This window comes from Candidatus Bealeia paramacronuclearis (assembly GCF_035607555.1).
GTDB lineage: Bacteria > Pseudomonadota > Alphaproteobacteria > UBA9655 > UBA9655 > Bealeia > Bealeia paramacronuclearis.
Map to the genome: position 1 here is coordinate 598,168 of NZ_JAVHWZ010000001.1, position 25,146 is coordinate 623,313.

Annotated in this window: 25 protein-coding genes; 21 read left to right on the plus strand and 4 right to left on the minus strand. The window is 42.0% G+C overall.

The features are described 5' to 3' along the window. Positions 1-87 precede the first annotated feature (87 nt). Positions 88-1,059, plus strand: coding sequence for an IS701 family transposase (locus Bealeia2_RS03095; RefSeq protein ID WP_422388038.1), 972 nt, complete (start codon positions 88-90; stop codon positions 1,057-1,059). A gap of 67 nt (positions 1,060-1,126) precedes the next feature. Next, positions 1,127-2,116 carry a hypothetical protein gene (locus Bealeia2_RS03100; protein WP_331255667.1) on the plus strand — a complete coding sequence of 330 codons (990 nt, stop codon included), beginning with the start codon at positions 1,127-1,129 and terminating at the stop codon, positions 2,114-2,116. Positions 2,117-2,440: 324 nt separating this feature from the next. Here Bealeia2_RS03100 and Bealeia2_RS03105 read toward each other — a convergent pair whose 3' ends face one another. After that, complete coding sequence (locus tag Bealeia2_RS03105; RefSeq protein ID WP_331255668.1) at positions 2,441-2,866, minus strand: hypothetical protein; 426 nt, start codon at positions 2,864-2,866, stop codon at positions 2,441-2,443. Positions 2,867-3,244: 378 nt separating this feature from the next. Between Bealeia2_RS03105 and Bealeia2_RS03110 the strand changes: the two genes are divergently transcribed. After that, complete coding sequence (locus tag Bealeia2_RS03110) at positions 3,245-3,922, plus strand: hypothetical protein (RefSeq protein WP_331255669.1); 678 nt, start codon at positions 3,245-3,247, stop codon at positions 3,920-3,922. A 13-nt stretch (positions 3,923-3,935) separates the two neighbouring features. On the opposite strand, the gene Bealeia2_RS03115 is transcribed toward Bealeia2_RS03110, so the two are convergent. Continuing rightward, positions 3,936-4,658, minus strand: a complete 723-nt coding sequence (locus tag Bealeia2_RS03115) for a methyltransferase domain-containing protein (protein WP_331255670.1) — start codon at positions 4,656-4,658, stop codon at positions 3,936-3,938. 22 nt (positions 4,659-4,680) lie between these two features. On the opposite strand from Bealeia2_RS03115, the gene zapE reads away from it, so the two are divergent. Both zapE and Bealeia2_RS03125 read left to right on the plus strand, forming a co-directional pair. Then, a complete protein-coding gene (gene zapE, locus Bealeia2_RS03120) occupies positions 4,681-5,721 on the plus strand; it encodes a cell division protein ZapE (RefSeq protein WP_331255671.1) in 1,041 nt (346 codons plus the stop codon). Beyond that, complete coding sequence (locus Bealeia2_RS03125) at positions 5,675-6,649, plus strand: RluA family pseudouridine synthase (protein ID WP_331255672.1); 975 nt, start codon at positions 5,675-5,677, stop codon at positions 6,647-6,649. Before zapE ends, Bealeia2_RS03125 begins: the two co-directional genes overlap by 47 nt. A 24-nt stretch (positions 6,650-6,673) precedes the next feature. Here the strand turns inward: Bealeia2_RS03125 and Bealeia2_RS03130 are convergent, their stop codons facing one another. Then, positions 6,674-8,626, minus strand: a complete 1,953-nt coding sequence (locus Bealeia2_RS03130; protein ID WP_331255673.1) for an F-box/SEL1-like repeat protein — start codon at positions 8,624-8,626, stop codon at positions 6,674-6,676. 244 nt (positions 8,627-8,870) lie between these two features. On the opposite strand from Bealeia2_RS03130, the gene Bealeia2_RS03135 reads away from it, so the two are divergent. From Bealeia2_RS03135 to Bealeia2_RS03155, 5 genes are all read left to right on the plus strand, one after another. Beyond that, positions 8,871-11,174 (plus strand): NADP-dependent malic enzyme, encoded by a 2,304-nt coding sequence (locus tag Bealeia2_RS03135; protein ID WP_338453427.1) that lies wholly within the window; start codon positions 8,871-8,873, stop codon positions 11,172-11,174. A gap of 12 nt (positions 11,175-11,186) precedes the next feature. Beyond that, entirely contained in the window at positions 11,187-12,581 is a 1,395-nt protein-coding gene (mgtE, locus tag Bealeia2_RS03140) for a magnesium transporter (protein ID WP_331255675.1), read from the plus strand. A gap of 158 nt (positions 12,582-12,739) precedes the next feature. Further along, positions 12,740-13,135 carry a 30S ribosomal protein S6 gene (rpsF, locus tag Bealeia2_RS03145; protein ID WP_331255676.1) on the plus strand — a complete coding sequence of 132 codons (396 nt, stop codon included), beginning with the start codon at positions 12,740-12,742 and terminating at the stop codon, positions 13,133-13,135. Next, positions 13,132-13,365, plus strand: coding sequence for a 30S ribosomal protein S18 (gene rpsR, locus Bealeia2_RS03150; RefSeq protein ID WP_331255677.1), 234 nt, complete (start codon positions 13,132-13,134; stop codon positions 13,363-13,365). The genes rpsF and rpsR overlap by 4 nt, the downstream gene beginning before the upstream one ends. 16 nt (positions 13,366-13,381) lie before the next feature. Continuing rightward, positions 13,382-14,305 carry a YybS family protein gene (locus Bealeia2_RS03155; protein ID WP_331255678.1) on the plus strand — a complete coding sequence of 308 codons (924 nt, stop codon included), beginning with the start codon at positions 13,382-13,384 and terminating at the stop codon, positions 14,303-14,305. On the opposite strand, the gene Bealeia2_RS03160 is transcribed toward Bealeia2_RS03155, so the two are convergent. Continuing rightward, positions 14,302-14,814: a SixA phosphatase family protein gene (locus Bealeia2_RS03160; protein WP_331255679.1), complete on the minus strand. Its 513-nt coding sequence runs from the start codon at positions 14,812-14,814 to the stop codon at positions 14,302-14,304. The two genes, Bealeia2_RS03155 and Bealeia2_RS03160, sit on opposite strands and share 4 nt — an antisense overlap. Before the next feature lie 151 nt (positions 14,815-14,965). Between Bealeia2_RS03160 and Bealeia2_RS03165 the strand changes: the two genes are divergently transcribed. The 11 genes from Bealeia2_RS03165 (at position 14,966) to Bealeia2_RS03215 (ending at position 25,137) form a co-directional block, all read left to right on the plus strand. Continuing rightward, positions 14,966-15,775 carry a tetratricopeptide repeat protein gene (locus tag Bealeia2_RS03165; RefSeq protein WP_331255680.1) on the plus strand — a complete coding sequence of 270 codons (810 nt, stop codon included), beginning with the start codon at positions 14,966-14,968 and terminating at the stop codon, positions 15,773-15,775. 12 nt (positions 15,776-15,787) lie between these two features. Continuing rightward, positions 15,788-16,351, plus strand: a complete 564-nt coding sequence (locus tag Bealeia2_RS03170; RefSeq protein WP_331255681.1) for an A24 family peptidase — start codon at positions 15,788-15,790, stop codon at positions 16,349-16,351. Between the two features lie 13 nt (positions 16,352-16,364). Beyond that, a complete protein-coding gene (cpaB, locus tag Bealeia2_RS03175; RefSeq protein WP_331255682.1) occupies positions 16,365-17,213 on the plus strand; it encodes a Flp pilus assembly protein CpaB in 849 nt (282 codons plus the stop codon). A 6-nt stretch (positions 17,214-17,219) separates the two neighbouring features. Beyond that, positions 17,220-18,626: a type II and III secretion system protein family protein gene (locus Bealeia2_RS03180; RefSeq protein WP_331255683.1), complete on the plus strand. Its 1,407-nt coding sequence runs from the start codon at positions 17,220-17,222 to the stop codon at positions 18,624-18,626. Positions 18,627-18,676: 50 nt separating this feature from the next. Then, positions 18,677-19,351 carry a CpaD family pilus assembly lipoprotein gene (locus Bealeia2_RS03185; RefSeq protein ID WP_331255684.1) on the plus strand — a complete coding sequence of 225 codons (675 nt, stop codon included), beginning with the start codon at positions 18,677-18,679 and terminating at the stop codon, positions 19,349-19,351. Further along, positions 19,351-20,577, plus strand: a complete 1,227-nt coding sequence (locus tag Bealeia2_RS03190; RefSeq protein ID WP_331255685.1) for an AAA family ATPase — start codon at positions 19,351-19,353, stop codon at positions 20,575-20,577. The genes Bealeia2_RS03185 and Bealeia2_RS03190 overlap by 1 nt, the downstream gene beginning before the upstream one ends. Before the next feature lie 37 nt (positions 20,578-20,614). Further along, the gene (locus tag Bealeia2_RS03195) at positions 20,615-22,033 is read left to right on the plus strand and encodes a CpaF family protein (RefSeq protein WP_331255686.1); all 1,419 of its coding nucleotides are present in this window, start codon (positions 20,615-20,617) and stop codon (positions 22,031-22,033) included. Continuing rightward, complete coding sequence (locus tag Bealeia2_RS03200) at positions 22,030-23,025, plus strand: type II secretion system F family protein (RefSeq protein WP_331255687.1); 996 nt, start codon at positions 22,030-22,032, stop codon at positions 23,023-23,025. Before Bealeia2_RS03195 ends, Bealeia2_RS03200 begins: the two co-directional genes overlap by 4 nt. 12 nt (positions 23,026-23,037) lie before the next feature. Continuing rightward, positions 23,038-23,976, plus strand: a complete 939-nt coding sequence (locus tag Bealeia2_RS03205; protein ID WP_331255688.1) for a type II secretion system F family protein — start codon at positions 23,038-23,040, stop codon at positions 23,974-23,976. A 134-nt stretch (positions 23,977-24,110) separates the two neighbouring features. Further along, entirely contained in the window at positions 24,111-24,569 is a 459-nt protein-coding gene (locus tag Bealeia2_RS03210) for a TadE/TadG family type IV pilus assembly protein (RefSeq protein ID WP_331255689.1), read from the plus strand. Positions 24,570-24,606: 37 nt separating this feature from the next. Next, entirely contained in the window at positions 24,607-25,137 is a 531-nt protein-coding gene (locus Bealeia2_RS03215; protein ID WP_331255690.1) for a TadE/TadG family type IV pilus assembly protein, read from the plus strand. Positions 25,138-25,146: the final 9 nt, after the last annotated feature.

Sequence of the window (25,146 nt, forward strand, 5' to 3'; positions counted from 1 at the left end):
AAAGGAGTATAACACGAGTTACGCAGTTTGCAGGAGAAGAGAGAAGAGATAAGGTGAGAGGGAATATTTATTAAATGAGAAGAAATGATGTCTCGACACAAATGCACAAAATCACTTTATCGTTCATTTTTACAAGCCAGCAGTGTGCGCTATTCAGGGTTGGCACTTTCGGAGGTGTCACCGATTCCATTGTCGCATGACAGCGTCAATCGATGGTTGAGTTCTAGTGCATTGCGTCCGAGCGGAGTGTGGAATCTTACTCAATCTCTTATTAACAAGAAAGAACCTTGTTTTTTAGTATGTGACGATACAATTTTGGATAAAAATCGGAGCGAGAAGATAGAGCTTGTGCATTATCAGTATTCTGGGAATGCCCATGATGTTATTGCGGGGATAGGTCTTGTCAATTTGGTATGGCATGGCCTGAGGAGTCATGACTCTATTCCTGTTGATTATCGTATTTATGATAAAGCCAGCGATGGCAAAAGCAAGAATGACCATTTCAGGGAAATGTTAAAGCTGGCTCAAGACAGAGGGATAAATCCGGATGACGTGGTTGCAGACGCTTGGTACTCGAGCTTGAATAATCTGAAGGCCATTGAATCCATAGGCTGGACATGGGTGATGGGGTTGAAGAAAAACAGGAAAGTGAATCGTGGAGAAACTCTTGAAAAGCTGGACATTCCAGATGAAGGACTGAAAGTTCACTTACGCGGATATGGATGGATTACTGTTTTCCGGTTTGTTGCCAAAAACGGTCGCACGGATTATATCGGAACCAATAGGGATAATCCCTCTCGTGATCATATTGAACTGGTCATGAAATCGCGTTGGAAAATCGAAGTTTATCATCGGGAATTAAAGCAAACATGCGGTCTTGAACGCTGTCAGTCTCGCACGGGACGAGCCCAAAGAAATCATATATTTCTTGCCATTTCGGCTTGGATTCAAAGATTTAAAAGACGACTTGCTGGAGGCTTCTCTTTTTATCAGCAGCAGTGGGATGTTATTAAGCATGATATCTCTAGAGAAATAACAAAACTCATGTCTTTCGCTTAGATTCCCACCCTTTTGCTGCAAACTGCGTAACTCGTGTATAATAATTATTAAGGAGTTTTTTATGATAATGAGTCAGTTGCGATTTTTTGTAGTGTTAGGTGCCATTATTTTTGCGTCATTTGGGGTTGATGCTGATTATATTGATGAGCAAATTGAAAAAGCATCCCTTAAAGCCAAATCCTATCAAATAACCTTCCCGCAATTGATTGAAGACAAAGACGCGAAATCGATTCTTATGTTTGCGCCCCTTGAAGACCTGATACCGCTCTTTGTAAAGCGTGAAGATATCCAAACCCAAGAAAATCGGAAAATTCTCAAAAAATGTTTTTTTGAATTAAATAATCGTGGGCATATCAACACTTGGATGGGAGTAAACAATCGCTCATTGGTGGCCTATCGTATGCTTCAAAAAGAGCTTATTGATCAGGATGCATTTGATGAAATCTTTAATCGCGAAATTACCGAATTAATATATGACACATCCTTTGTTTCGAGAAGATATGTAGATGCCCCCGATTTTTTTCATTACTTTCAGACGAAAAAATTAGAGATTTTCAAAAAGGCAGCAGAACGTAACCTTGGGTGGATTAGTCAAGAAACTCAAAAAGATTTGAAAGAAAGTATCAAAATTCTTGAAGATCCAAAGCTTGCGTTTCCATACTTAATCGAGAGAGGTAGAGATCATCTGAGAACTTCAAAATATGAATGTGATCGCGCTGATGAATTTTTGACGGAAAAACGAGACGCATGGCATATGCAAACCCAGAACTATGCTCAATCTATTCATTTTTTTCTCGATAATATCGAAAAATCTTTTTTCGGTTACAAAAAGGGAAAAGTGTATTTTGAGAAATTAGAACGCCGAGAAGTCTCCTTTTCAAAGGATTTCTTAGTGGAAATGGATACCCTTCGCACACGTCTTCTTAAGTTCAAAACGATGTTTTCGGAAAAAGGGGATGGTTTTATTGATAAAAAACCTTTTGAGGGTTGGTCCGATATGTATTTAAAAGGCATCAATGACCGTCTTCAAAAAATTCAGAAGCTGTTGGATTTATGATTGGACTTTAGAGCCTTGTATTGGATCATTTTTCCCATTGTGACATTTTATACCATTTCCAAAAAATTATTAATATAATCAAAACTAAATACATTGTCATCCCAGCTGAGGCGGGGATCCCTAAAATGGGAATCTCGAAAGATTATTTGAGTTTGAAATTAAAATTTAAAAAATAATGAAATAGGCCTCGCTGATCCTCGTAAATGAGAGGTTTTCTCCGTAACGGATCCCCGCCTCAGCGGGGATGACAGAAAGGAAGGAGAAAGACTGCGTCATTTAATGGAAATAGTATTATACGATTTCGGTGCCATTCTCAAAATTAGATTATTTTTCAATAATCTCAACATTACAGGCTTTTGTTGCTGGAACATTCTTTTGTATTGTAATTTTTACAGCTTTGGTTTGGGGTGTAATTTTGATTGGGTGAGGGGAACACATCCAACCAGTTGTAGTCGTTTGAGAACTATTCCGTGGAAAGAACGTAACCTTATACTTTCTGTTTTCTACGAGCTCTGCACTTTGAGTTTGTGTCAGCACATCTTGTTTATTTTGAAACACTAAGTAGACGTTTTCTCTTTCTCTATGCTCCTTTTCATAATTAATGTCATAAAAGTTAATGTCTGTTTTCACAAAGTCCCGTTCAACGAAGGCATTCTCATCAGCATCGTAGATGACATCTAACTTGACTACCGCCTCGAGAGAGAGAGAGAGAGAGAGAGCAGCAGCAGTGAGAAGAAGTGATTTTTTCATTTTAGATTAAGCCTCCGTAAATTTTTTATTATTCTTTATTAATACACAATTTGAAGTTTCCTGTCAACTGGACCACCTTCTGAAAAACAGAAAGTATCACGTTAGCGAATCGTCATGCTGAATTTATTTGTTGCATCGCCGTTCCAGTCAGCATCTCCTTAAAAATGGCACGCAAATAAAAATATCCTGAGAAACGAGCTTTTTGGTGTCACAAGTTGATGCCTCAGGATGGCACATCTATTTAAATGATAAATTACAACTTCTTCTTAAGATAAAATTTTTCATAAGGTCTCTCTATCATAAAGATTTTCTGCTTGTAAATAAACTTTTATATGTTGTATGAAGTATGATGTTTTTTATTGTTTTTAGGAGCTTGTGGTGCATTCTATTTTGTTAAAAAAGTATTTTATTTTCGTAATTTGTTCGATTGTAACCTTGTCGGCAGTCTTTGGGGCTGTGAGTCAGCTGCATGCTTCTGGAAAGCCTTCTGTGGATCAAGAGGGGACGAAAAATACAAAGAAGAGGAAAATCCGAGAAAAAAGAGAAAATGAAAGTCAAAGTTTAAAGCATCAAAAGACAGAGGCGCCAAAGCAGACAATAGATGATTTGTATGCTGCGTGCGAAGAGGATGTAAGCAATATCGACTTTTATGGAAGGTATGGCTATCGGTTTCTTGCAGAAGATAAATATGAAGTCACGTGCGACAAAAATGTATCAAGTAAATTTGTTTTAACAGAGGTGCAGTTTCGAAAAAGATTGTATGGTATTTTTAATTATTCAAAAGAAGATGCTGATCGTATTGTCGAGTGTTTGAAAAATAAAGGTTTCATATCAATTCTTGAAATTGAGTCTTGGATGGAAAGGCATCACGCCAATGATTCTGAGGACGACACCTCTAATACAGGTTTGCTATATTCGAATATTCCCACCATTTCTGTGACTTCAGCGCCTGATGTTGCCAACTCAGCAGGTCCTGTAAGGCGTAATGTCTTGTATCTTAGAAATCCTCAGTTTTTAATCCCTGAGGCGTCTGGTCAAGTCCGTCAAAAACACTGAGAGGTTCGGTCCCTTATTTCCAGCCGGTCAGAGTTAAAAACTCAAACGTTGCTACGCTATATTTATCATTTTTATACATTGAATTATAATAATTTTCAAGTTTTTTAAAGCATGTGGGCGATTGAAAAGTTTTACTTCTTTGAAAAAGTGCATTATTCTCACCGGTAAATCTAAGATCCCGGAAAAGTGTCTGAAGAGAAGTATACTCGACTTGAATGGAGTCGCAATCAATGACGGGTTCGTGAAATCCGGCATAAGCCATTAATTTGGGACCATCTTCAAGGCGAACAAAGGGAAGTACGTGGGGGGAGGCTCCTCCATAAAGTTCAAGTTCGGTTTTCAAAAAGCTTTCTCGTAATTCAATGAGCGTGTCACCGGCAAAAAAGGTACCCATAAAAAGGCCTTCATCGGAAAGCCAAGAACGAATGGCTTTGAGATATTGGGGAAGCTGTTCGACCCAATGGAGACACAAGCAACTGACAATCAAATCATAAGGTTTTGTGGTGGTGAAAGGTTTTAAAGGGGAGTGCGTTTCAATCTCCACTCTATTGAGAGTGACAGGCCAAAATGATAAATTCAAAACGCGGGGAAAGTTTTTCTTGATATTTGAAAGTCTTGCCGTTAGCTCTTCTTCCACGTGTTTAAAAAGGAAATTGTGTTTTTCAAAATGTGGCCGTGCACGGGCGAGCTGTAATTCTTTAATGTGTAAATCAATAAGTGGGGGTGCATTCTCCATCGCTTTTATATAAAATGATTAGATGACAATAGCGAGTCCAAAAATTCAAAAAGAGACGTTTACGGATCTTTATCATGAGAAATTCCCGATTTCCGATCACGGGCAACTGGAGTTGCTTATTCATTTTGAACGGTTGAGGTCGGAATTAATGGCGCCTTCCAAGTGGTCCCTTTTTAAAAAGAAATCTCGGAAAATAAAAGGCATTTACCTGTGGGGTTCTGTGGGGCGTGGCAAAACATGCTTGATGGATTTATTTTATGACTCAGTATCGAATATTAAAAAAGAGCGGGTCCATTTTCACGCCTTCATGCAAGAGATTCACGCCCGAATATCCCAGGTGAAATCGTTAGATGTTGTGGCAGATGAAATTTCCAATCGCACCCAAGTGTTGTGCTTTGATGAATTTCAAGTCACCAACATTACAGATGCCATGATTATGAGCCGTTTTTTTCGCCGTCTTTTTGAGCGGGACGTGGTCATGGTGATGACCTCTAACGTTGAGCCCTCAAAGCTTTATGAAAATGGCCTGAGTCGTGAGCATTTTTTACCCTTTATCGCACTTTTAAGTGAGTCTCTGGAAATCCTTCATATAAAAGAGGGAAAGGATTATAGAAGGGGGCCTGGGGAAAGGTTCTTTTATGAAATCTCAACGCATTGGGATCAGCTTACCCAAGATGCTACTGAATCAACTGCTGTGTTAAAAAAAGGGCAGCGCTCTTTGGTCGTTGAAAAATCAAAAGGGGATTATGCGTGGTTTTCATTTGCAGACCTTTGTGCTCGTCCTTTGGGGGTGAGAGACTATCTTTTGCTCAGCCAAAACTATAAAGGTGTTTTCATTGATCACATCCCAGAACTCTCAAGTTCGGACCGAAATGAAGCCCACAGATTAATGGCCCTTGTGGATGTGCTTTACGAACGGAAGATTCCTCTTTATTACAATGCAACAGTCAGTCCCGATTTACTCTATCCTGAGGGGGAGGGTGCTAAAGCTTTTGAGCGCACAGCTTCCCGTCTTTATGAAATGCGAAAGTGGTACAAAAATTATGATCAAACAAATTCCTGAAGATTTTATCGGCGCACGCCTTGATAAATGGCTGAAGCACGAAGTTCCAGCCCTTAAGCAAGGGATGATCGAGATGATGCTGCGCAAAGGCAGCATTCGTGTGAATGGCGTGAAAGTGAAATCTTCCTATCGTCTTGTTGGCTCAGATGAGGTTCTTTATCCCGATGATTTGGGAGAGATTAAGGTGATGGATCGACCAAAACGTAGGAAATTGCCTGTTCCCGCCCAGATGATTAAAGATCTACGCAAATGCATTTTGTATGAGGACGATGATATTCTTGTGATCAATAAGCCTGCAGGTCTTTCCGCGCAGGGTGGGACGGGGCAAACGCAGCATTTGGACTCTATTTTAGAAGCCATGATGGGGCCGGGTCATGGGGCACCTAAGCTTGTGCATAGATTGGATAAAGATACATCTGGCGTGATGGTGGTTGCGAAAAATCTCAAAACCGCTCAATTCCTTACTCGCGAATTTTCTCAAAAAACCATTGCCAAAATTTATTGGGCCATTGTTGTGGGGGTTCCTGGAAAGCGGGAAGGGGAAGTTCAGCTGCCTCTTGAAAAAGCCACCTTTGGAGATCTAGAAAAAATCATTGTGAACGAAGACGGCAAATATGCATCAACTTATTATCGGGTGAAAGACGCCTTAGGCAAAGCGTTTGCATGGTTGGAGCTGGAGCCGCATACGGGGCGCACCCATCAGCTGCGTGTTCATTGTGCCGATACCCGGGGGCTCAATTGCCCAATTCTCGGTGATGGAAAGTACGGCGGGGAGCGCGCTCATCCCCAAGGCCGTGAGCAATTACATTTGCATGCGCGTGCCATCACCTTTACTCATCCCAATGGCAAGACAATGACTTTTCAAGCGGAGTTGCCTCATCATATGAAAGCCACCTGGGAAAAGTTGGGCCTATCGATCAAGGGGTAGGGCACAATTGATTTTTCACGAGTTTTACACGGTGGGTTCAGGTTTAAATAGTTTTGAAATCGTATCAATTTCCTTTTGGGCATCTGTGTTCCCATTGGTTTTGGCCTTTTGAAACCAATAATCGGCGGCTTTAAGGTCATTGTTTGTCTTCAATGCCCCCGTTTTGTACATAAGACCAAGAAGATACTGCGCACGGGGGTCTCCTTTTGGAGATAACTTACTTTCTTGCGCCAAAAAATAAAAATATTCATAAGCCTGTATGGGATCTTTTTCACAAAAATTCATTTCTGTTTTGCCTTTGAATTGCTGAAGTATAGAAATTTCTTCCTGCGTGATTTTGGAATTCAGAGCATTATTGTCCTCTAGTCTTTTCAACAACTCCAATGCTTTTTTGAAATCTTGTTTAGTGCCAAGACCTTGAGCATGGTGGTGGGCTAGAGAAAATTGGGCCCATCTCGTTTGAGCGTCTTTTGGATTGCATTTCTTGGTGATAGATGTTAAGAAATTAAAAGATTGAGAAAAGTTATTTTCTTGCATAAACAATTTATATAGTCCTGCTTTTTCGCTAAGAATTACCTCTAAGGATTTTGAGTTGTTGGTATGGTTTGAGGATGTTATTGATTTCTCACTCTTCAACAGCCATTTAAACGCTATATTTGAAGATTGAGAAACTCCCCATCCGTTTTTATACATAATGGAAAGTCGTAATTGGGCTGTGGCGTCGCGACCTTGATTAAAGGTATCTGGGTATTGCGCAACTTTTTTAAGCAGTGGAAAGGCCTCTTCATATTTTTTAGCATCAAAATATTTTAAGCCACACACAAAGTTTAGAGCCAACATTTGATTTAAGAAAAAATCGCTTCGACCCAAGAGGCGAGCTATTCGAAGCCGCTGTTTGAATCTGGGGGTGTTTTCAATATCAGCTAACTCGCTTTCATACTCATGCAATTTTTCAAGAGCTGTAGTTTCAAATCCAAATTTTATTTTTTTGATGATATCTTCAAGAAAATTATCAGGAATGTATAATATTTCTTTATTGACTTCGTCGAGGGCGCTGTTAGATTCTTCGCCATTGGAAGGTGGATTATTTATTCGGTTACGGCTCCCGCTAACGCCCGTTTGTTGCACAGCTTGTACGATCGATTTGAGGTAAAAGGCTGTAGAAAGCATAGGTGTGTCATCTAATGGAATATAATGCATCCAAATTTTATATAGATTTCTGTAAATATTATAAAGTTTTGAATTATTGCCCCATATTTTTTCAAGCTGCAGCTCACGCATGTACGTTGTGATTGCTTTGAGTTTGTCGGTAACTTCTGTGGCAACAACGCCTTTAGAATAATTCTCAGCGCGTTTTGGATTAAACTTCTCAATATTAGGGCAGTAAATATCCCTAATATTTGCTGAGAGGGGGCATTCTTCAGCTAAGATGTGATGGAGCATCAACATGTGAAATGGGCTTGTTGATAGGAAAAAATGAAGAAGTTTTTCGTCTTTCGAGTGCTGCATCATAAAAGGGCCATTCATCGGCACTGGCTTCCAGTGTCTCAGTTTTTCAATATTATCTTGGAGTGTTTTTTGATAGGGATAAGTGGCAAATTCTCCATAGGTTTTGGAAACGCTCCTCATGGTGAGTAAATCGTTATATGTGAGATATTTCAAAATATTTAAAATTACTTCGTCACTGAGTTCGCTTAGGCTTCCGAGTCCTTCTTTTCTCGTTGTAGTCTCTTCAGCCTTGAAAAGTGCAAACTCCCAATTTTCTAGGTTTGTACCTGTGGGGAAAGGTTTTAAAACATAATCTAGAGCTTCATTTTTCTCTTCTGTGGCAGATTTAAATTTTTGTTTTGAGGGAGTTGTTTGCTCCTCTTTGTTCGGAGAGGGTTTGCCGCTGGCATAAATGACAGGGACATTTAAAATTGAGCTTAAAAGAACAAATGCGCTTACGGTTGCTTTCAGAGAAGCCTTTAAAATCATAATTGAACACCTATAAAAAAATTAAACTGAAGACGTTATAAATTCAATTTTCAAAAAATGCAATTATTTATTTTATCTTTTCAATTCATTTCTAAATAAATCTAATTTTATTAAAAAAGTTTGGTATCAATACGAAAAATCAAGAATTAAAGCCGAATTCGTGTTCTCCGTGTCTTTTGGCTTTTGTGTTTAACAAAGCTGGCATATACTCTTTTTGAAACTGAAATTAGCCTGGGGATTTGTTTTGAAAGATACACTCGCGCAACGCGCACTCGATTATCACCGTCAAAAGCCTGCGGGCAAGCTTAAAATTGTGGCGACAAAGCCCCTTTCCACGCAAGAAGATTTAGCGCTTGCGTATTCCCCCGGGGTTGCTGCGGCGTGTGAAGTTATTGTAGCGGATCCAAGAGAAGTTGCAACTGTGACCGCGCGCTCGAATTTAGTGGCTGTGATTTCCAATGGCACGGCCGTTTTGGGGCTGGGAAATATTGGTCCTTTGGCCGCAAAGCCGGTGATGGAAGGTAAGGCAGTTTTATTCAAAAAGTTCGCCGGCATTGATGTTTTTGATATCGAAATTGATGAAAATGATCCTGAGAAATTAATTGAAATTATCGCAAGTCTGGAGCCCACCTTCGGCGGAATTAACCTTGAGGATATTAAGGCGCCCGATTGTTTTAAAGTTGAACAAGATCTCATTAAACGCCTCAAGATTCCCGTGTTTCATGACGATCAACACGGTACTGCAATTATTGTTGCCGCGGCCTTTTTGAATGCGGTCAAGATTCAAGGGAAAACTCCAGGATCTGTGAAATTGGTGTGTTCGGGGGCAGGGGCTGCGGCATTGGCCTGCCTTGATATCCTTTGTCATTTGGGCCTTCAAAAAGAGAATGTTATCGTGTGCGATCAAGCCGGTGTTATTTATCGCGGCCGCCATGAAAAGATGGATCCTTTTAAGGAAAAATATGCGGCCGAAACGCAATCCCGCACATTAGGTGAGGCGATTGTGGGTGCGGATGTGTTTTTAGGGCTTTCTGCCGCAGGCGTTTTGAAAGCTGAGATGATCAAAGCCATGGCGGATAAACCCGTTATTTTTGGACTGGCCAATCCTGAACCCGAAGTACGCCCTGAAGTCGTTTTGAAAGTTCGTAAAGACGCCATTATCGCAACGGGCCGCTCGGATTATCCTAACCAAGTCAATAATGTTTTATGCTTTCCTTATATCTTCAGGGGTGCCCTTGATGTCGGCGCAACTACTATCAATATGGAAATGAAATTGGCCTGCGTTAGAGCCTTGGCTGAGCTTGCCATGACAGAGGCGCCGGATGTGGTTGCGGCCGTTTATCAAAACGAAGAACTGAAATTTGGCCCCAATTATATTATCCCCAAACCCTTTGATCCTCGCCTAGTGATGCTGCTCGCGCCTGCTGTGGCAGAGGCTGCGATGAAGACAGGCGTTGCAACTCGGCCCATTGAAGATATGGATCTTTATCGTGAGAAATTAAGCGAACTTGTATTCCGCTCTAGCTTTGTCATGCGCCCTGTTTTTAACCAAGCCAAATCCAAACAAGTCCGCGTGGCTTATGGCGATGGTGAAGATGAAAGAGTCTTGCGCGCGGTTCAAACCGTTGTGGATGAAAAACTGGCTTCCCCCATTTTGATTGGGCGACGTGAAGTGATTGATAGCCGATTGAAGCGCATGGGTTTGACACTTGAAATTGATAAAGATTTTGAAGTGGTGGATCCTGAAAATGATTTCCGTTATCACAAATATTGGACGGAATATCACAAACTGATGGAGCGCAAAGGCACAACGCCGGATTTTGCAAAAACGGTTTTGCGCACGAATACATCGGTTATTGCCAATTTGATGGTGCATTTCGGCGAAGCGGATGCGGCGCTTATTGGTCCTGTGGGGCGGTATGAACGGCACCTTCAATCTATTCAAGACATCATTGGCCTTTTGCCAGGAGTGGAAATGCCCGCAGCATTGAGCGTTATGGCGCTTGAAAAAGGTGTCTTCTTCATTTGCGATCCTTATGTGAATGCGGATCCCACACCGTCTCAATTGGCCGAAATTACAACTATGGCCGCAGAGCAAGTTCGGCGCTTTGGCATTTCTCCTAAAATTGCGCTTTTGTCGCATTCCAATTTTGGCACTTCGTGTCATCCATCTGCTGAAAAAATGAGAGAGACGTTGCGCATTTTGGAAATGACAGCGCCCCACTTGGAAGTGGAAGGTGAGATGCATGGAGACGCCGCCATTAGTGAAACTTTGAGGAAGAATCTTTTTCCCAATACACGCCTTCAGGGGCAGGCGAATCTTTTAATCATGCCCAATATTGATGCCGCCAATATCACGGTAAACTTACTGAAATCTGTGGCAGACGGTCAGCCCATCGGTCCCATTTTGATGGGCACCAGCAGGGCCGTTCATATTTTAACCCCCTCCGTTTCCACGCGAGGAATTGTCAATATGACCGCAATTGCCGCTGTGGATGCGCAAGTTCATGATGGGGATTGTGAAACTATGCAAATGGATGCAGCTTAAGGATGGAGCCTCATGGTTGACGAGCGCTCAGATCCTAATACTTTAGAGGAGATTCAAGAGGATGTTCTTGGGGTGAGCCAAGAGACTATCCGCGAACTTGAATCTGCTTTGGAATCTCATCAATTCGAGCGTGTGCGTGAGATTTTATTGCCCCTCCATGCGGCGGACGTTGCGGTCGTCATTTCTTATCTAGCGCCTGAAATTCGTGAAGATCTTGTGGATCTTTTGCGGCCACAGTTTAATGCTGAAATTCTCAATTACTTGGATGAAACTCTCCGGATTGAGGTGGCTGATCGCATTGGTATGCGCGAATTAGCCAAGGCTTTGCGAAATCTTGAAAGTGACGACGCACTTGAGATTATCGAAGGGCTGGAAGAGCACCAACAAATTGCTGTTCTCAAAGGAATTCCTGCAGGCGAACGCGTTATTTTGGAAGAGGTCCTGAGCTATCCTGAGGATTCAGCAGCACGTATGATGCAGCGGGAAATCGTCTGTGTCCCTAGTTTTTGGACTGTTGCCCAAACTATCGATTTTATCGCCAAGGAAGAAGATTTTCCGGACGCGTTTTATGAAGTCTTCGTAGTTGATCCCAAGCATATCCCCGTGGGAACTGTGCCCTTGGGCCAGCTTTTCCGTCACCCTAAGAAAAGCAAAATTGCTGAAATTATGGATCGGGATGTTAAAAAAATTCCCGCAACCATGGACCAGTCAGAAGTTGCCATTTTATTCCGAAAATATGGAATGGTCGCAGCTCCCGTGGTGGATGATGCAGACCGGATTATTGGTATGATTACGGTTGATGACGTCGTGGATGTTATCGATGAAGAAGCCGAAAAAGAAATTCTCCATTTGTCGCGCTTGACCGAATCTGACTTTTATTCGCCTGTTTTCGAAACATCTTATGCCCGCCTGCGGTGGCTTTTATTTACAATGATCAATACCATTTTGGCCGCAACCGTCATTTCTCAATTTGAAGATACCATTCAGCACATGGTGGCTTTAGCAGTTCTTATGCCGATTACAGCGGCCATGGGTGGAAATTCTGGTATGCAGGTAATTACGGTCACCGTCCGTGCTCTGGCCACCAAAGAGCTGGGTTCGATGAATATGATGCGTGTTATTAACAAAGAAGTTCTTGTTGGTCTTTTAAATGGTATTTTCTGTGGACTCCTTTTAGGAGGGCTTGCTGCAATTTGGTTTCAAGATCTGCCTTTAGGGATAGTTCTGTCCTCTGCCATGATTTTTAATATGCTGTGGGCGGCTTGTGCGGGGACACTGCTGCCTATTATCATTGATCATATGGGATGGGATCCCGCCATTAGCGCGGGCCCACTTTTAACGACCACAACAGACGTCTTTGGTTTTTCCGTTTTCTTAGGTCTTGCAAAGTTATTTTTGCTCTCATAGCAAGACTCTTTTCTTCTTTTCTGTGCTGAGAGCTGGAAAAAATGTCTAAAATCCTTGCAAATGTGATCTCAAATCGAGTATGTAAAGAAAAGCTCCTTGCCAGCGATGCTGGCTTGTGAACAGAAAAACTGTTAACGATTAGCCATAAGGAGTCCAAAATGGCATTTTATGAAACCGTGTTTATTGCACGGCCTGATTTGTCGCCAGCACAAGTTGAAGCGCTTGCGACACAATTTACAGACATCGTCACCCAAGGTGGCGGTGAAGTGGCAAAGACTGAGTTTTCAGGTCTGCGCACACTGGCTTATAAAATTAATAAAAGCAAAAAAGGACATTACGTCCTTTTCAGTCTTTCCTCTCCTTCCGATGCAGTAAAGGAAATGGAACGCAATATGCGTTTGAATGAAGACGTCATGCGTTATTTGACAATCAGCGTGGATGCGCTGGATTCTGAGCCTTCCGCTTTGATGCAAAGTCGTCATACGCGTCCTGAGCGTCGTTCTGATGATCGATTTGAGACAGATAAAGATGATTCACAAGGAGATGATGAATGAACGTGCAACGCAAACCTTTTTTTCGTAGAAAAAAAATATGTCCTTTTTCCGGTCCTGAAGGTGTCAAGATCGATTACAAGGACGTAAAAATGCTTCAACGTTTTATCACAGAAAAAGGGAAAATTATCCCCAGCCGTATTAGTGCTGTTTCTGTGAAACATCAACGCGCATTGGCGCAAGCGATTAAACGCGCACGCTTTTTGGCCTTGATGCCTTACGTTAGCGAATAACGGAATTGTGGTTTAAGTGATGGCATTCCGCCAATATCCATTGCCACTTTCGATTTTAGGGGGGGTGCTCAGCGCCGCCCCTTATTTTCTTTTAGCTACCCCCTCATTGGGAGGGATGTTGCTCACTTATTTTTCAACACTCCCCCTTTTTGCAGTGGGTTTAGGTCTGGGCTTTTCCTCAGCACTTATTGCCGGCGCTGCCGGAATTGTCTTAAGTCTTATTTTTTCCATGATGAGCGGGAGCTTTGGATTGGCTATTCCTTATGCCATCTTTAATGTGATCCCAACGATTTTAATTCTCTTTAAGGCCTTGCAATACCGTACAGATGAATCAGGAGAGCCCCACTACACTCCCTCTGTCAACTTAATGAATTTTTTGACCTCTATGGCTCTTGGAATTGCAGGGGTATCTTTTTTGCTTATTCAGTTTTCATTGGCACAATCTGGGGAAAATCTCTCCGCTTTAATTCAAGCGGCGATGGGACCTCAACCTGCAGAAACGATTTTGATTTTGACAGCGTTAATTAAAGTTTTGCCTGGCATTGTGGCCATGTCTTGGGCGATGATGGCACTTATGAATGCAATCCTAGCGCAAGGGCTTTTGAAGGCATTCGGGAAAAACTTAAGACCCTCTCCCGATGTGTGTGATGTTTATCCATTGCCTATATTTTATTACATTTTGGCGGCATTGGGAGTCATGACATTGTTGCCCTTGGGAGTGTTTTCGGATGCGTCCTCGAATTTGATTATTCCCGCATTGCTCCCCTTCCTTTTGACGGGAATTGGAACCGTTCATGCTATTGCAAGAAAATTTTCTTATGCTTCCTGGATTCTCTTTGGATTTTATACGGTGGCCCTTCTCTTGAGTTGGCCATTTTTCTTTCTCGTGCCTTTGGGGCTCATTGAACCTTGGGTCAAACTCAGAAACCGTATTGCTTAGCTTTTTCCATCAGGATTGTAAAACTCAATCAATTGACCTTTTCCCCAGTTAAGATCATGCCATGATGAAATCTCAAAGGAAAAACCAGCAAGACCTGCTGTTGGAAAACCCTGTTGAATATAGGGATGCGGTTGGCCTTGTGGCACAAATCGTAAGGCCGCAAATGCAATTCCAGGGTTGTGACCAATATAAAGAATTCTTTTGGCGTCCTCCGATGCCAGTCTCAGGAAGTCTAATACTTTTTCTTCCTCAATATTATAATAGTGAGGATTAAGATCAATATCTTCTGTGCCCAAATAGGGGCGGAGAGGCTCGAGCGTTTCTTGAGTTCTTAATGCGGAGGAACACATCACAAAATCAAAAGTCAATATTTTATCACGGAGATAATTAGCCACGTTTTGTGCTTGATCCTCGCCGTGAGGCGTGAGAGAGCGATCATAATCGGAAATTCCGGTATTTTTGGGTGAGGCTTCAGCATGTCGCAAAAGATAAATAATTTTAGAGCCCACAAGCGTCCTCGTTCATTTTAAGATGTGTCATTAAGAACACAGCATTTTTAAATATGTAAAAACTCAATGGGTAAATGCTATCAAATTTTAACACGCGTGAGAATAATAAGTTTAATAAATATAAACAGGGAAGCTCTGATCGATGCGGATAATGAAACATTTATGTCTGGTAAGCGTGCTCGTCTTGGCGGGATGTGCTTCTAATCCCTATTTTCAAACAGGTGATACACTGTCTTCTTTTGAGGCAGGAAAAGCCGCGCAGGGCAAAGGCGACTTACCTCTAGCCATTTCAAAGTATCGTGAGGCCATTAAGGAAGATTCAGGTAATTGTGAGGCTTATGTCGCTTTGGGATTTACCCTTTTGGATAGTAATGCAACCGAAGAGGCCATGAACACTTTTGAAAGGGCTGTTGAAAAATTTCCTGATAATGCACCAGCCCATCGGGGTAAGGGTGCCGTTTATCTTGTGATTGACCAACCGGAAAGTGCGGCTCAAGAATTGCGTAAGGCCCTTTCGTTGAATCCTCAGGATCATAAGGCCTTAAGTACATTAGGCATCGCTTACGATATGCTGGGTCAACCAGAAAAAGCCCAAGCCAATTATCGTGCGGCCTTAGAGCTTGAGCCTATGAATATGTCCTATGAGAATAACCTTGCCCTCTCTTTAGTTCTTGCTGGAAAATTTGACGAGGCTATTCGCGTTCTTGAGAGAATTGCAAGATCTCCTCAAGCAACCCCAAGAATACGTCAAAACTTAGCCCTTGCTTATGGCTTGAGTGGAGATATGAAAAAGGCAAAGGATATGGGGCGCAAAGATTTAGATGATCGCGCGATGAAAAATAATATTGCCTATTTCGAAGCGGTGAGATCGATGCCATTAGGAAGCGGTCAAGTCTCTGGAATCCTACCTTTAAATCAGCCTAAGCGCCCCTACGATTCGGCGCGGTCTTGGTCAAATTAGAAGGGGAATGGAGTGGCGATTTTAAGCATCCTCTGTCTTGTTTTAGCGCTCTTCGTTCATGGTCTCATGGCGATCTATGACTTTGCCTATTTTCGCATTCCGAATCTTTTGGTAGTCATTTTGTTTGTGCTCTTTTTCTTTTGGGCGCCGCTCACCATGGAATGGTCTGAGATCGGTGTAAACATTATCGTCTTCTTTGTTGTTCTTGCTTTAAGCTTTACGTTTTTTGCATTTAAGTGGATCGGTGGCGGGGACGCAAAATATTTGGCCGTAGGGGCGCTTTGGGTAGGACTTCATCACATTGCCGACTATTTCTTATGGGTGGCTCTTTCGGGTGGAGTTTTTTCCGTGTTTTATCTTATCTGTAAGGATTGGGTCTCCAGTCTTTCGGATCGGGTTTGGGCCGGATTACAAAAATGTGAATCTTCGTTTCCTCCTCTCAAATTCGTTTGGCATATGAGTGGAGAGGGGGCTCAAGCAGGGCCTCAGCGCGCTATTGCGCAGAAATCCATTCCTTATGGCGTCGCAATTGCTTTGGGGTCGTGGATTATACTTTTAGGAAGGATCTATCAATGATGCAGGTGAAGTCATGCGTGTAAAAGATCTCGTTGGAGTTGGATTTGCACTTGTTGCGGCTATTGGAGTTGCATATGTGACGCGATTGGTTTTATCAAAAGATAAAGCCTCTGCTCCTGTGCAGGCCCAGCAAGAGGCTCCTAAAGCGGCTTCTGTGCTTGTCGCAGCAAGGGCTCTGAATGTGGGAGAGATTGTGGATCCTTTAGCTTTAAAAATGGCGGATTGGCCACTTGACACACAAGGGATCAGTAATTATTTGACCGCGCCAAACGCAAAAGTGGCAGATTTTTCGGGTGCTGTTGTGCGGCATCCAGTACATGAGGGTGAGCCATTGACACCGGGTGATTTAATTAAACCCGGGGATCATAGTTTTTTGGCTGCGGTTCTAACGCCTGGTATGCGTGCAATATCCATTAACGTGAATGATGCGAGTTCAAGCAGTGGATTGATTGTCCCTGGTGATCGGGTTGATATTATCGTTTCAAGGTCCGTTCAATCTGGAAGTTCTGATCAGGGGGGCGGTCAAATTATCGAAGCGCAAACAGTTGTTAAAAATGTGCGTGTTGTGGCTTTGGGGAAGAGCTTAAAAACAGAAGCACCAGTCGCCGCTGGTGATAAATCTATTATTTCGACGACCACGGAGACTCCCAAAACAGCAACACTTGAAGTTACAAAAAATCAGGCGGAAATCATTGCTGCGGCTCAAAAATCTGGAGATATCTTTTTGAGTGTACATTCATTGGCAGAAGATCCGCATCCTTGTGTTGGGGATGCGTGCAATGAGAAAAATCCTGCCAATTCCGATATGATAAAAGTAATGCGCGGAGATAAAACTTCGGCCGTTCTTGTTAACGAGAGGTAGATAAAAATGAAATCGCACAAAGCACTTGCTTCAGTCCTCTTATTGTCACTTGGTTTTATGTGGGAAAACTTGTCGGCTCTTGAAAAGAAGACGATTAACTTGCCGGTCAATGAAGCGGAAGCTTTTTCATTTGATGAGCCTGTTTCAGAACTTTTTGTCGCAAATCCAGCAGTCGCAGACGTTCAATTAAGCAACTCCAAACTGGCCTATATTTTTGGAAAAGCGCCTGGACGGACCAATGTGTTTGCCACAAGTGCAACTGGAAAGCATCTCTTGTCGTTGACCTTGAATGTAATTCAAAATGTAGAGCAACTTCAAGAGCTTCTGGATGCAGTGGCGCTTGATTCTTCAATCAAAGTTAGAGCCACATCAACAGGAATTGTGCTTGAGGGCAAAGTTGATGACGCAAAAACTGCAGAAGATTTAAGATCCATCGCACAAAATTTTGTCGGTAAAGATGGAAACATTATCAATCGCTTGACTGTCAGAGCCCCACTTCAAGTCAACTTAAGGGTGAAAGTTGCCGAAGTAAAACGTTCTGTGATCAATCAGTTTAATTTCGATTGGTTAGGTGCCTTTTCAGGTGGGGATTTTAGTTTAGGACTTTTGAGCGGAAGGTCTCCATTTACAACTGCTGGAGGTAAAATCACTCCATCAAACATCGTTGTCGATCCTGCTGCAACGAATCGAAATAATACGTTTGTGGGCAATTTTACAAATAAGAATTGGAATGTTGATTCGGCAATTGACTCCCTCTCAACAGAAGGATTGGTCACCGTGTTGGCGGAGCCCAATTTGATTGCCGTATCTGGTGAGACAGCCAGCTTTTTAGCGGGCGGAGAATTTCCATATCCAGTTCCTCAAGGTAATAATCAAATCACTATAGAATTCAAACAATTTGGTGTCAGTCTTGCCTTTACGCCCACCGTCATAGACGGCAATTTGATAAGTATGAGGGTTCGTCCCGAAGTGAGCGAATTGGATAGCACAACTGGGCTTAAGTTTAATGGTTTTGAGGTTCCAGGAATTAGTACGCGCCGTGCGGAAACTTCAATTGAGCTCGCTAGTGGCCAAACTTTTGCAATTGCGGGGCTTTTAAAAAATACGGTAAGTTCTGAAATCTCAGGTCTTCCTGGATGGGAAGACATTCCTATATTGGGAACTCTTTTTCGATCAAATGCATTTCAGCGTGGTGATTCTGAACTGGTATTTATCGTGACCCCCTACATTGTTCAGCCTGTTTCTGGAAAAGAGATGGCACTTCCGACAGATGGGTTGCAGTATGCTACATTTGTTGAGCAGATTTTTGAGAGAAAACTCACAAAAACTGGCGTTGATCGTGGTGCCGCACCTGCATTAGGGCCCAGTGGCCTCAGATTAATTGGACCTGCAGGATTTAGCATCGATCAGTAAGAGCAAGTTGAAAGGAATTTGTTATGAAGTGTAAATATAGAGTGTGCCTAATGGCCTCAATTGTAGCCTTAGTTTTTGGAGGGTGTACCCCCAAGGTTGCTCAAAAAACGCAAGCCGAAATGCCCAAGAAAAACCAGGTTCAAAGGATGGCTTATGATTATTTTGTCAGCATTCCTGCGCACAAACCAAAATTGTCTGTGAATGAAAAAAGAAGTCTTCAGGCTTTTTTAACAAAAAATGCTTCTAATCCTCATGCGGTCACAGTCTATATTGAAGAGGTGGGAGGGCATTCCGAAGAACGAATTAAGGCCGTGACATCAATTTTGAGGGATCATGGAATTAGACGCGATTCAATCACCGTTGATGAGTTTGATGAGCCTGGATCTCATAAAAAGCAAAAGGGCTCAGGGCTTCATCTTATTGTAGAAAGCTTTGTAGTGATTCCTCCCAATTGTCTTAATTGGTCTGAAGAATTGGGAGAGGCCAAAGGGGCCGCAACAACGTCTAATTTTGGCTGTGCTCAAGCTATTAATTTTGGTATGATGGTTTCTGATCCTCGGGATTTGATCGTTGGACGTGAGACAGGGGGGTATGATGGAACACGACATGCATTGGATATTAACATGTATCGTACCGATAAAATAAAACCATTAAAAGTTGAATCTGTTGGCTCTGGAGGCTCATCTGGGGGAAGTTCTGGAGGGAACTCTGGAGGGAGTAACTAATGTCTGATAAAGCTGCACAAACTTCTCAACTTTCAGCCCAAGAACTTCAATCTGAGTTTATGGCTTTTTTGGAAGAATCTTCAGATATCAATGTCGCAAAAAATTGCTTGAAAGGGTTGAATCTTCCAGATACAGGAATTTATGAAGGTGGCCTTGAGTCAGCTATTAAACTTCTTTCAGGGCATAGGTCCCCTAAAATACTTTTAATTGACATCTCGAAGACAGATCTTCCAGTGAATGAATTGAATAGACTCGCAGAGGTGTGTGAACCTGGTACAAAAGTCATCACCTTAGGTGCCAAAAATGATGTGGGCCTTTATCGTGATTTGATGTCCCTTGGAATATCGGATTATTTAGTAAAGCCATTACTTCCTGAGTTATTAAGCAATGCCATTAAAGTGCTCCAAGGCGGTGATACTCCTATCGTCAGAACGAATCGAACGGGTAAAGTTATTGCCTTTTTGGGGGCGAGAGGTGGTGTTGGATCAACAATGATCGCAACAACATTTTCTTGGATTTTGGCCCAAGAAAGAAGTCGGCGTGTCGCCGTTATTGACCTCGATCTTCACACAGGATCCGTTTCTCTTTATCTGGATCAACAGCCAAATCATGGATTGAGAGAAGTCTTAGAATCCCCGGAAAGAATGGACGAGGTCTTTCTTGATCGTCTTTTGACGCACATTAGTGATCGGCTGAAAATTCTCAGTGCGGAAGAGCCTTTGGATGAAATTCCTGATTTTACAATTGAAGGGCTTGATACGTTAGTTAATTTCTTGGTCAAGCAATTTCACTATGTCATTATCGATATTCCTAGACGATTTAATGCCATTACACAATCTATCATCGAACATACAAATATTATGGTGGTGACGGCAGAGCCATCTTTGGCTTCGGCTCGGGATACAGAGAGGATTTCGCGTTTATTTAGCCCATTTGGGGCAAATCGCCGGTTGGTTATTGTTTTGAATAAAATGGGAGAATATAAAACTGGTGAAGTTAAACTCGAGGAATTTGAAGGGGCTATTGGGAATAAGGTCGATATTGTCATTCCTTATGACAGCAATGACATTGCTGATCTTTTAAATCGGGGACAACCTTTGACAAATTCCCGTAATTCCCGTGTGCCTCCAGCCATTAGAAGGCTTGTAGATCAGCTTGGGGGCGGTGCTGTGGTGACTGAAGAAAAAGAGGGGATTTTCGATAAATTGTTTGGTATGCTAAAATAGATGACTTATAAAAATATGAATATTAAAACAGGGCATTATGGCAATTTTTGGAAAAAAACAAGGATCAGACGGTACCCAAGATAACGCATCAGAGGAACAATTAACTCAAGATGCGACTTTTTATGAACGTCGTGCTACGTTAAGGAAAGATAAAGGCGAAGGGGCCGATAATAGGGATATTTATTCGGCTTTCCGGAAATCAGTGCATTTGGCGCTTATGGATCGCATTGATCTTTTTGCAGCCTCAAAAATGAGGCCAGATGAGCTTCGACATGAGGTTGAGGTTTTCGTTGCCGATTTTGCTGCGGAAAATAACGTTCAGCTCAATATAAAAGAACAGCTTTTAGTTGCCAATCTGCTTGTTGACGATATGATTGGACTAGGCCCTTTGGAAGAGCTTTTGAATGATGAATCTGTAACCGATATTATGGTCAATGGCCCTAAAAATATATTTGTCGAGAGAAAAGGAAAACTGAGAAAAACACCAGTTGTTTTTCATGATGAGGCGCACCTTGTTCAGGTGTCTCAGCGGATCGCCAATCGCATTGGAAGACGTGTGGATGAGGCAAGCCCCATGGTTGATGCACGCCTTGCAGATGGAAGCCGTGTTAATATTATTATGCCGCCTCTGGCTTTGGATGGGACTTCAATTTCGATTCGTAAGTTTGCTAAACAAAAAATTACGTTAGAGAAGATGGCAGAGCAAGGAAACCTGTCGCATCAGATGTGTACTTTTCTTAAGGTTTGTGCCGCTTGTCGTCTCAATACACTTGTTTCAGGCGGAACTGGCTCTGGAAAAACAACGCTATTAAATGCAATGTCGCGTTTGATTGATCCGGGTGAACGTATTGTGACCGTTGAGGACTCGGCAGAACTTCAACTGCAGCAACCTCACGTCGTTCGTCTTGAAAGTCGCCCTCCCAATATTGAGGGAACAGGGGAAATCACAATTCGTGATTTAGTACGAAATGCCCTGCGTATGCGCCCTGATCGTATTGTGATTGGTGAGGTCAGAGGTGCCGAAACTGTGGATATGTTGCAAGCCATGAACACAGGACATGACGGTTCGATGTCAACGATTCACGCGAACAGGCCCCGTGAAGTTTTGACGCGTTTGGAAAATATGATTAACATGGCGGGCTGGAGTTTGCCAACGAAGGTTGTGCGCGCTCAGATTGTGGGGGCCGTGAACCTGATTGTTCATACAGAACGTATGCGGGATGGAAAAAGGCGCGTCACGCAAATTTCAGAGATTACCGGAATTGATGAAGAGATCATTATGACGCAGGATCTTTTTATTTTTGATTTTGAAGGTGAAGAAATGGATCCTGACAGTGAGAATGTTATCATTAAAGGTAATTTTCGCTCAACAGGATTAAAGCCTTTTTTTACGCCTCGGGCGCGGTACTTTAATCTTGAGAAAGAGCTAATGGACAGCTTGCACGAGGGGCCATGAACGATAATATCATCAATTTATTATCTTTTCTCCTTCCCATCTCCAGCTTTTTGCTGGTGGTTGTTTTTTGGTATTTTCGTTTTCAAAAGGTGGCTGTAAAGGATGAGCAGCTTTGGATGCGGCGATTGAAATCTGTAAAGTCTGAAGTTTTGGGGGGAGAAGAATCTCTGAGCGCGATTCTTCACAATGATAAAAGTGGGCTTGAGAAAAGTTTAGAGCGGATATTTCAAAGTAAACTCATTCGTGTAAATGACTTGAATCACTGGTTGAAACGCACTGGCTATGATATTTCCCCTGTTTCATTTTTTGGAAGCGTCTTGATATTATTAATCGTATCTTTTGCGCTTCTTGTTGAGGTGTATTCAGTTGAATTTTATTATGCGGCTCCAATTTCAGTGAGTGTTTCACTCTTTCTTGTCTATTCTGTCTGTTCGTATTTAATTGGGAGGAGGAAAGCGCAATTTCTAAATTTATTTCCAAATGCATTGGATATGATTCGTAGATCATTGAGGGCGGGGCAGACGCCGAGTCGTGCCATGGAAATTGTCGCGAGTGATGTTGATGCGCCAGTTGGGCCAGTTTTTAGATTTATTGTCGATCGATTGACTCTGGGAGGAACCCTTGAGGACGCACTTGGTGAAGCCTTTAGTCGTCTTGATATTAACGACTTTCATTTTTTGGCGATTGTCATGATCTTGCAAAAAGAGACAGGTGGAAGTTTAGCGGAAGCTGTGGAAAATCTATCTAATTTATTGAGAGAACGCAGTAAAATGAGATTAAAAATTAAAGCGCTTTCTTCAGAAGGAAAGGCGGGTGGATATATTCTGACAGCACTTCCTTTTGTATTCGTCGGTATTATTTACTCAGTTCATCCGGATTATCTAGATCCTTTATTTTCCACTCAAACTGGACATACCCTATTGATGATAGCAGGTGCATTAATATGTATGGGCATAGTTGTCATCAATCGCATCATAAAAATGGATGTTTAGAGAGGATATATCATGAATTTGGATTTTGTGACGTTTCTCTTGTCGTTTGTTGTGATGGTTATGGGATTGAATTTTGTTAAAAAATCAAGGGAATTTGATGTTTTCAAAAAAAGACTTAAGGATCTGAATCGTCATCAAAGTGTGCTGACGGACCAGCAAGATAAATCAGCAAAAAAAGTTTATGTCAAAGACATAGTTTTGTCGTCAAATCCTTTTGTTAGGATGCTCCAAAAACTTCAATTTTCTTCTCTTGAAGAGCAGAAAAAAATCAAGAAAATGTTTGAGAAGGCGGGGTGGAGGTCTGAAAATTCATTGCTCATCTATATGATTGCAAAAACGCTCGCAATTTTCCCCCCTGCTATCGGAATTTATTTTTATGCAGAGTATTTTACACAATGGCCAGGTCTTTATAAATTGGGAGGTGTTGTCGGGGCGGCACTTTTTGGCTCTTATGCCGTTAATCAAGTTTTAGAGGGGGCCATTCGTAGTCGCCAATCGAAAATTCAACAAGCTTTTCCGGATGCCTTGGATTTGATGGTGATCTGTACGGAGGCGGGTTTGAGCTTGAATGCAACTATGCAGCGCGTAGCACGAGAGGTCGGTCAAGTCTATCCAGATTTAGGGTATGAGCTGGCGCTCACGTCCATTGAATTAAACCTTTTGCCTGATCGTAAAGTGGCCCTTCAAAATTTTAGTAATCGACTTGATATGCCAGTTTTTAGAGGAATGATATCAACACTTATTCAATCAGAGCAATACGGAACGCCTATTGCGCAGACAATGCGGGTGATTTCCGAAGAATTTCGTTTAGAACGTATGATGAAAACCGAAGAGAAAGCTGGTAGAATTCCCGTTTTGTTATCGTTGCCGCTGGCTGTCTTTATTTTGCCCTGTATTTTTATTGTTATATTGGGCCCTGCAGCTATAAATGCTATAAATACTTTTAAATGATGGATTTATTTGTGGTATAATATGGTATAATAAAATTATAAAATATAAATTTCCCGAGAGGGGAGGTCACTGTGTTCTATTTTCGCAAAAAATATTGTGTAAGCAATAAAGTTGCCCAAGACCAGGGGGCGGTGATGATTGAATTTGCTCTGATTTCACCCCTTTTATTTCTTATTTTTTTTGGAATATTTGAAATTTCAGCAATTTTTTTAACACAAGCTTCTATGGATTTTGCTCTATCACAGGTTGTGCGATATGGTCGGACAGGGGATGTTCTTCCAGGAGTGTCTCAATATGCACAAGCAAACACCCTGGCTTCACAATATAGTTTTGGACTTATTGATCCTGCACAAATAAAAATTTCGGCAACGGTTTATCCTAATTTTGCAGCTCTTCCCTCTAATATGGCAGCGGCCCCCACGGGCACAGGAAATTTTACAGCAGCTAGTAATTTGGGCGCGGGGCAGCAAATTGTTCTTTATACTATGGTTTATGATTGGACAATGTATACGCCCATTGTGTCTCAATATTTTACAAGCAATGGTGTTTACCCCATTAAAGTTGCAGCGGTTGTTGTAAACGAACCTTTTTAAATGGATTAATGTGATGAGAAAACCATTAAATTTTTGTATGAAGCTGTTGAAAGATGAGGGGATTGCTGCGCTTGAGTTTGCGCTTATTCTTCCCATATTGATATTGATCTTGTTTGGAACGTTTGAGATCTCCCGTTATGCTTATCTTTATCAAAAAATCCAACAGGGCACTGTGGGGATTAATCAAATAACAGGGATGAATCAATTGCGTGTATGTGATCTTCAATCCTTATTAAATAATGCTGGAATGTTTTTTCAACCATTTGATATTAATGCTAATGGAAGTATTATTGCCACGGGTGTTTCAAATAATGGAACTAAGACACTTGTGACATGGCAACAATTTTCTCCTAAGGCGGCCACAAGTGCCATTGGATTAGTGGGGGCAACTGCAAAATTACCCACTGGATTTACAATAGCTTCTGGAGATAGTGCTATATTTGTTGAAGTATTTTATACCTATACGCCTTTGTTTAATACGATTTTTACGGGCCCCCAGCAAGTTTATAGAATGGCTGTCACAAAGCCGAGAACGGGTTCAGCAGCGACATTGGCCGCATGTCCATAAGGAGAGTTA

Excerpts from the sequence above, each read along its gene's own strand:
- Bealeia2_RS03165 (WP_331255680.1), top strand. The coding sequence starts at position 14,966 with ATGAAACATTTATGTCTGGTAAGCGTGCTCGTCTTGGCGGGATGTGCT.
- Bealeia2_RS03180 (WP_331255683.1), top strand. The coding sequence starts at position 17,220 with ATGAAATCGCACAAAGCACTTGCTTCAGTCCTCTTATTGTCACTTGGT.
- Bealeia2_RS03130 (WP_331255673.1), bottom strand. The coding sequence starts at position 8,626 with ATGATTTTAAAGGCTTCTCTGAAAGCAACCGTAAGCGCATTTGTTCTT.
- Bealeia2_RS03185 (WP_331255684.1), top strand. The coding sequence starts at position 18,677 with ATGGCCTCAATTGTAGCCTTAGTTTTTGGAGGGTGTACCCCCAAGGTT.
- Bealeia2_RS03115 (WP_331255670.1), bottom strand. The coding sequence starts at position 4,658 with ATGGAGAATGCACCCCCACTTATTGATTTACACATTAAAGAATTACAG.
- rpsF (WP_331255676.1), top strand. The coding sequence starts at position 12,740 with ATGGCATTTTATGAAACCGTGTTTATTGCACGGCCTGATTTGTCGCCA.
- Bealeia2_RS03190 (WP_331255685.1), top strand. The coding sequence starts at position 19,351 with ATGTCTGATAAAGCTGCACAAACTTCTCAACTTTCAGCCCAAGAACTT.
- Bealeia2_RS03215 (WP_331255690.1), top strand. The coding sequence starts at position 24,607 with ATGAAGCTGTTGAAAGATGAGGGGATTGCTGCGCTTGAGTTTGCGCTT.
- Bealeia2_RS03195 (WP_331255686.1), top strand. The coding sequence starts at position 20,615 with ATGGCAATTTTTGGAAAAAAACAAGGATCAGACGGTACCCAAGATAAC.
- Bealeia2_RS03125 (WP_331255672.1), top strand. The coding sequence starts at position 5,675 with ATGAAATGCGAAAGTGGTACAAAAATTATGATCAAACAAATTCCTGAA.
- Bealeia2_RS03210 (WP_331255689.1), top strand. The coding sequence starts at position 24,111 with ATGATTGAATTTGCTCTGATTTCACCCCTTTTATTTCTTATTTTTTTT.
- Bealeia2_RS03100 (WP_331255667.1), top strand. The coding sequence starts at position 1,127 with ATGAGTCAGTTGCGATTTTTTGTAGTGTTAGGTGCCATTATTTTTGCG.
- Bealeia2_RS03205 (WP_331255688.1), top strand. The coding sequence starts at position 23,038 with ATGAATTTGGATTTTGTGACGTTTCTCTTGTCGTTTGTTGTGATGGTT.
- rpsR (WP_331255677.1), top strand. The coding sequence starts at position 13,132 with ATGAACGTGCAACGCAAACCTTTTTTTCGTAGAAAAAAAATATGTCCT.
- Bealeia2_RS03105 (WP_331255668.1), bottom strand. The coding sequence starts at position 2,866 with ATGAAAAAATCACTTCTTCTCACTGCTGCTGCTCTCTCTCTCTCTCTC.
- cpaB (WP_331255682.1), top strand. The coding sequence starts at position 16,365 with ATGCGTGTAAAAGATCTCGTTGGAGTTGGATTTGCACTTGTTGCGGCT.
- Bealeia2_RS03095 (WP_422388038.1), top strand. The coding sequence starts at position 88 with ATGTCTCGACACAAATGCACAAAATCACTTTATCGTTCATTTTTACAA.
- zapE (WP_331255671.1), top strand. The coding sequence starts at position 4,681 with ATGACAATAGCGAGTCCAAAAATTCAAAAAGAGACGTTTACGGATCTT.
- Bealeia2_RS03200 (WP_331255687.1), top strand. The coding sequence starts at position 22,030 with ATGAACGATAATATCATCAATTTATTATCTTTTCTCCTTCCCATCTCC.
- mgtE (WP_331255675.1), top strand. The coding sequence starts at position 11,187 with ATGGTTGACGAGCGCTCAGATCCTAATACTTTAGAGGAGATTCAAGAG.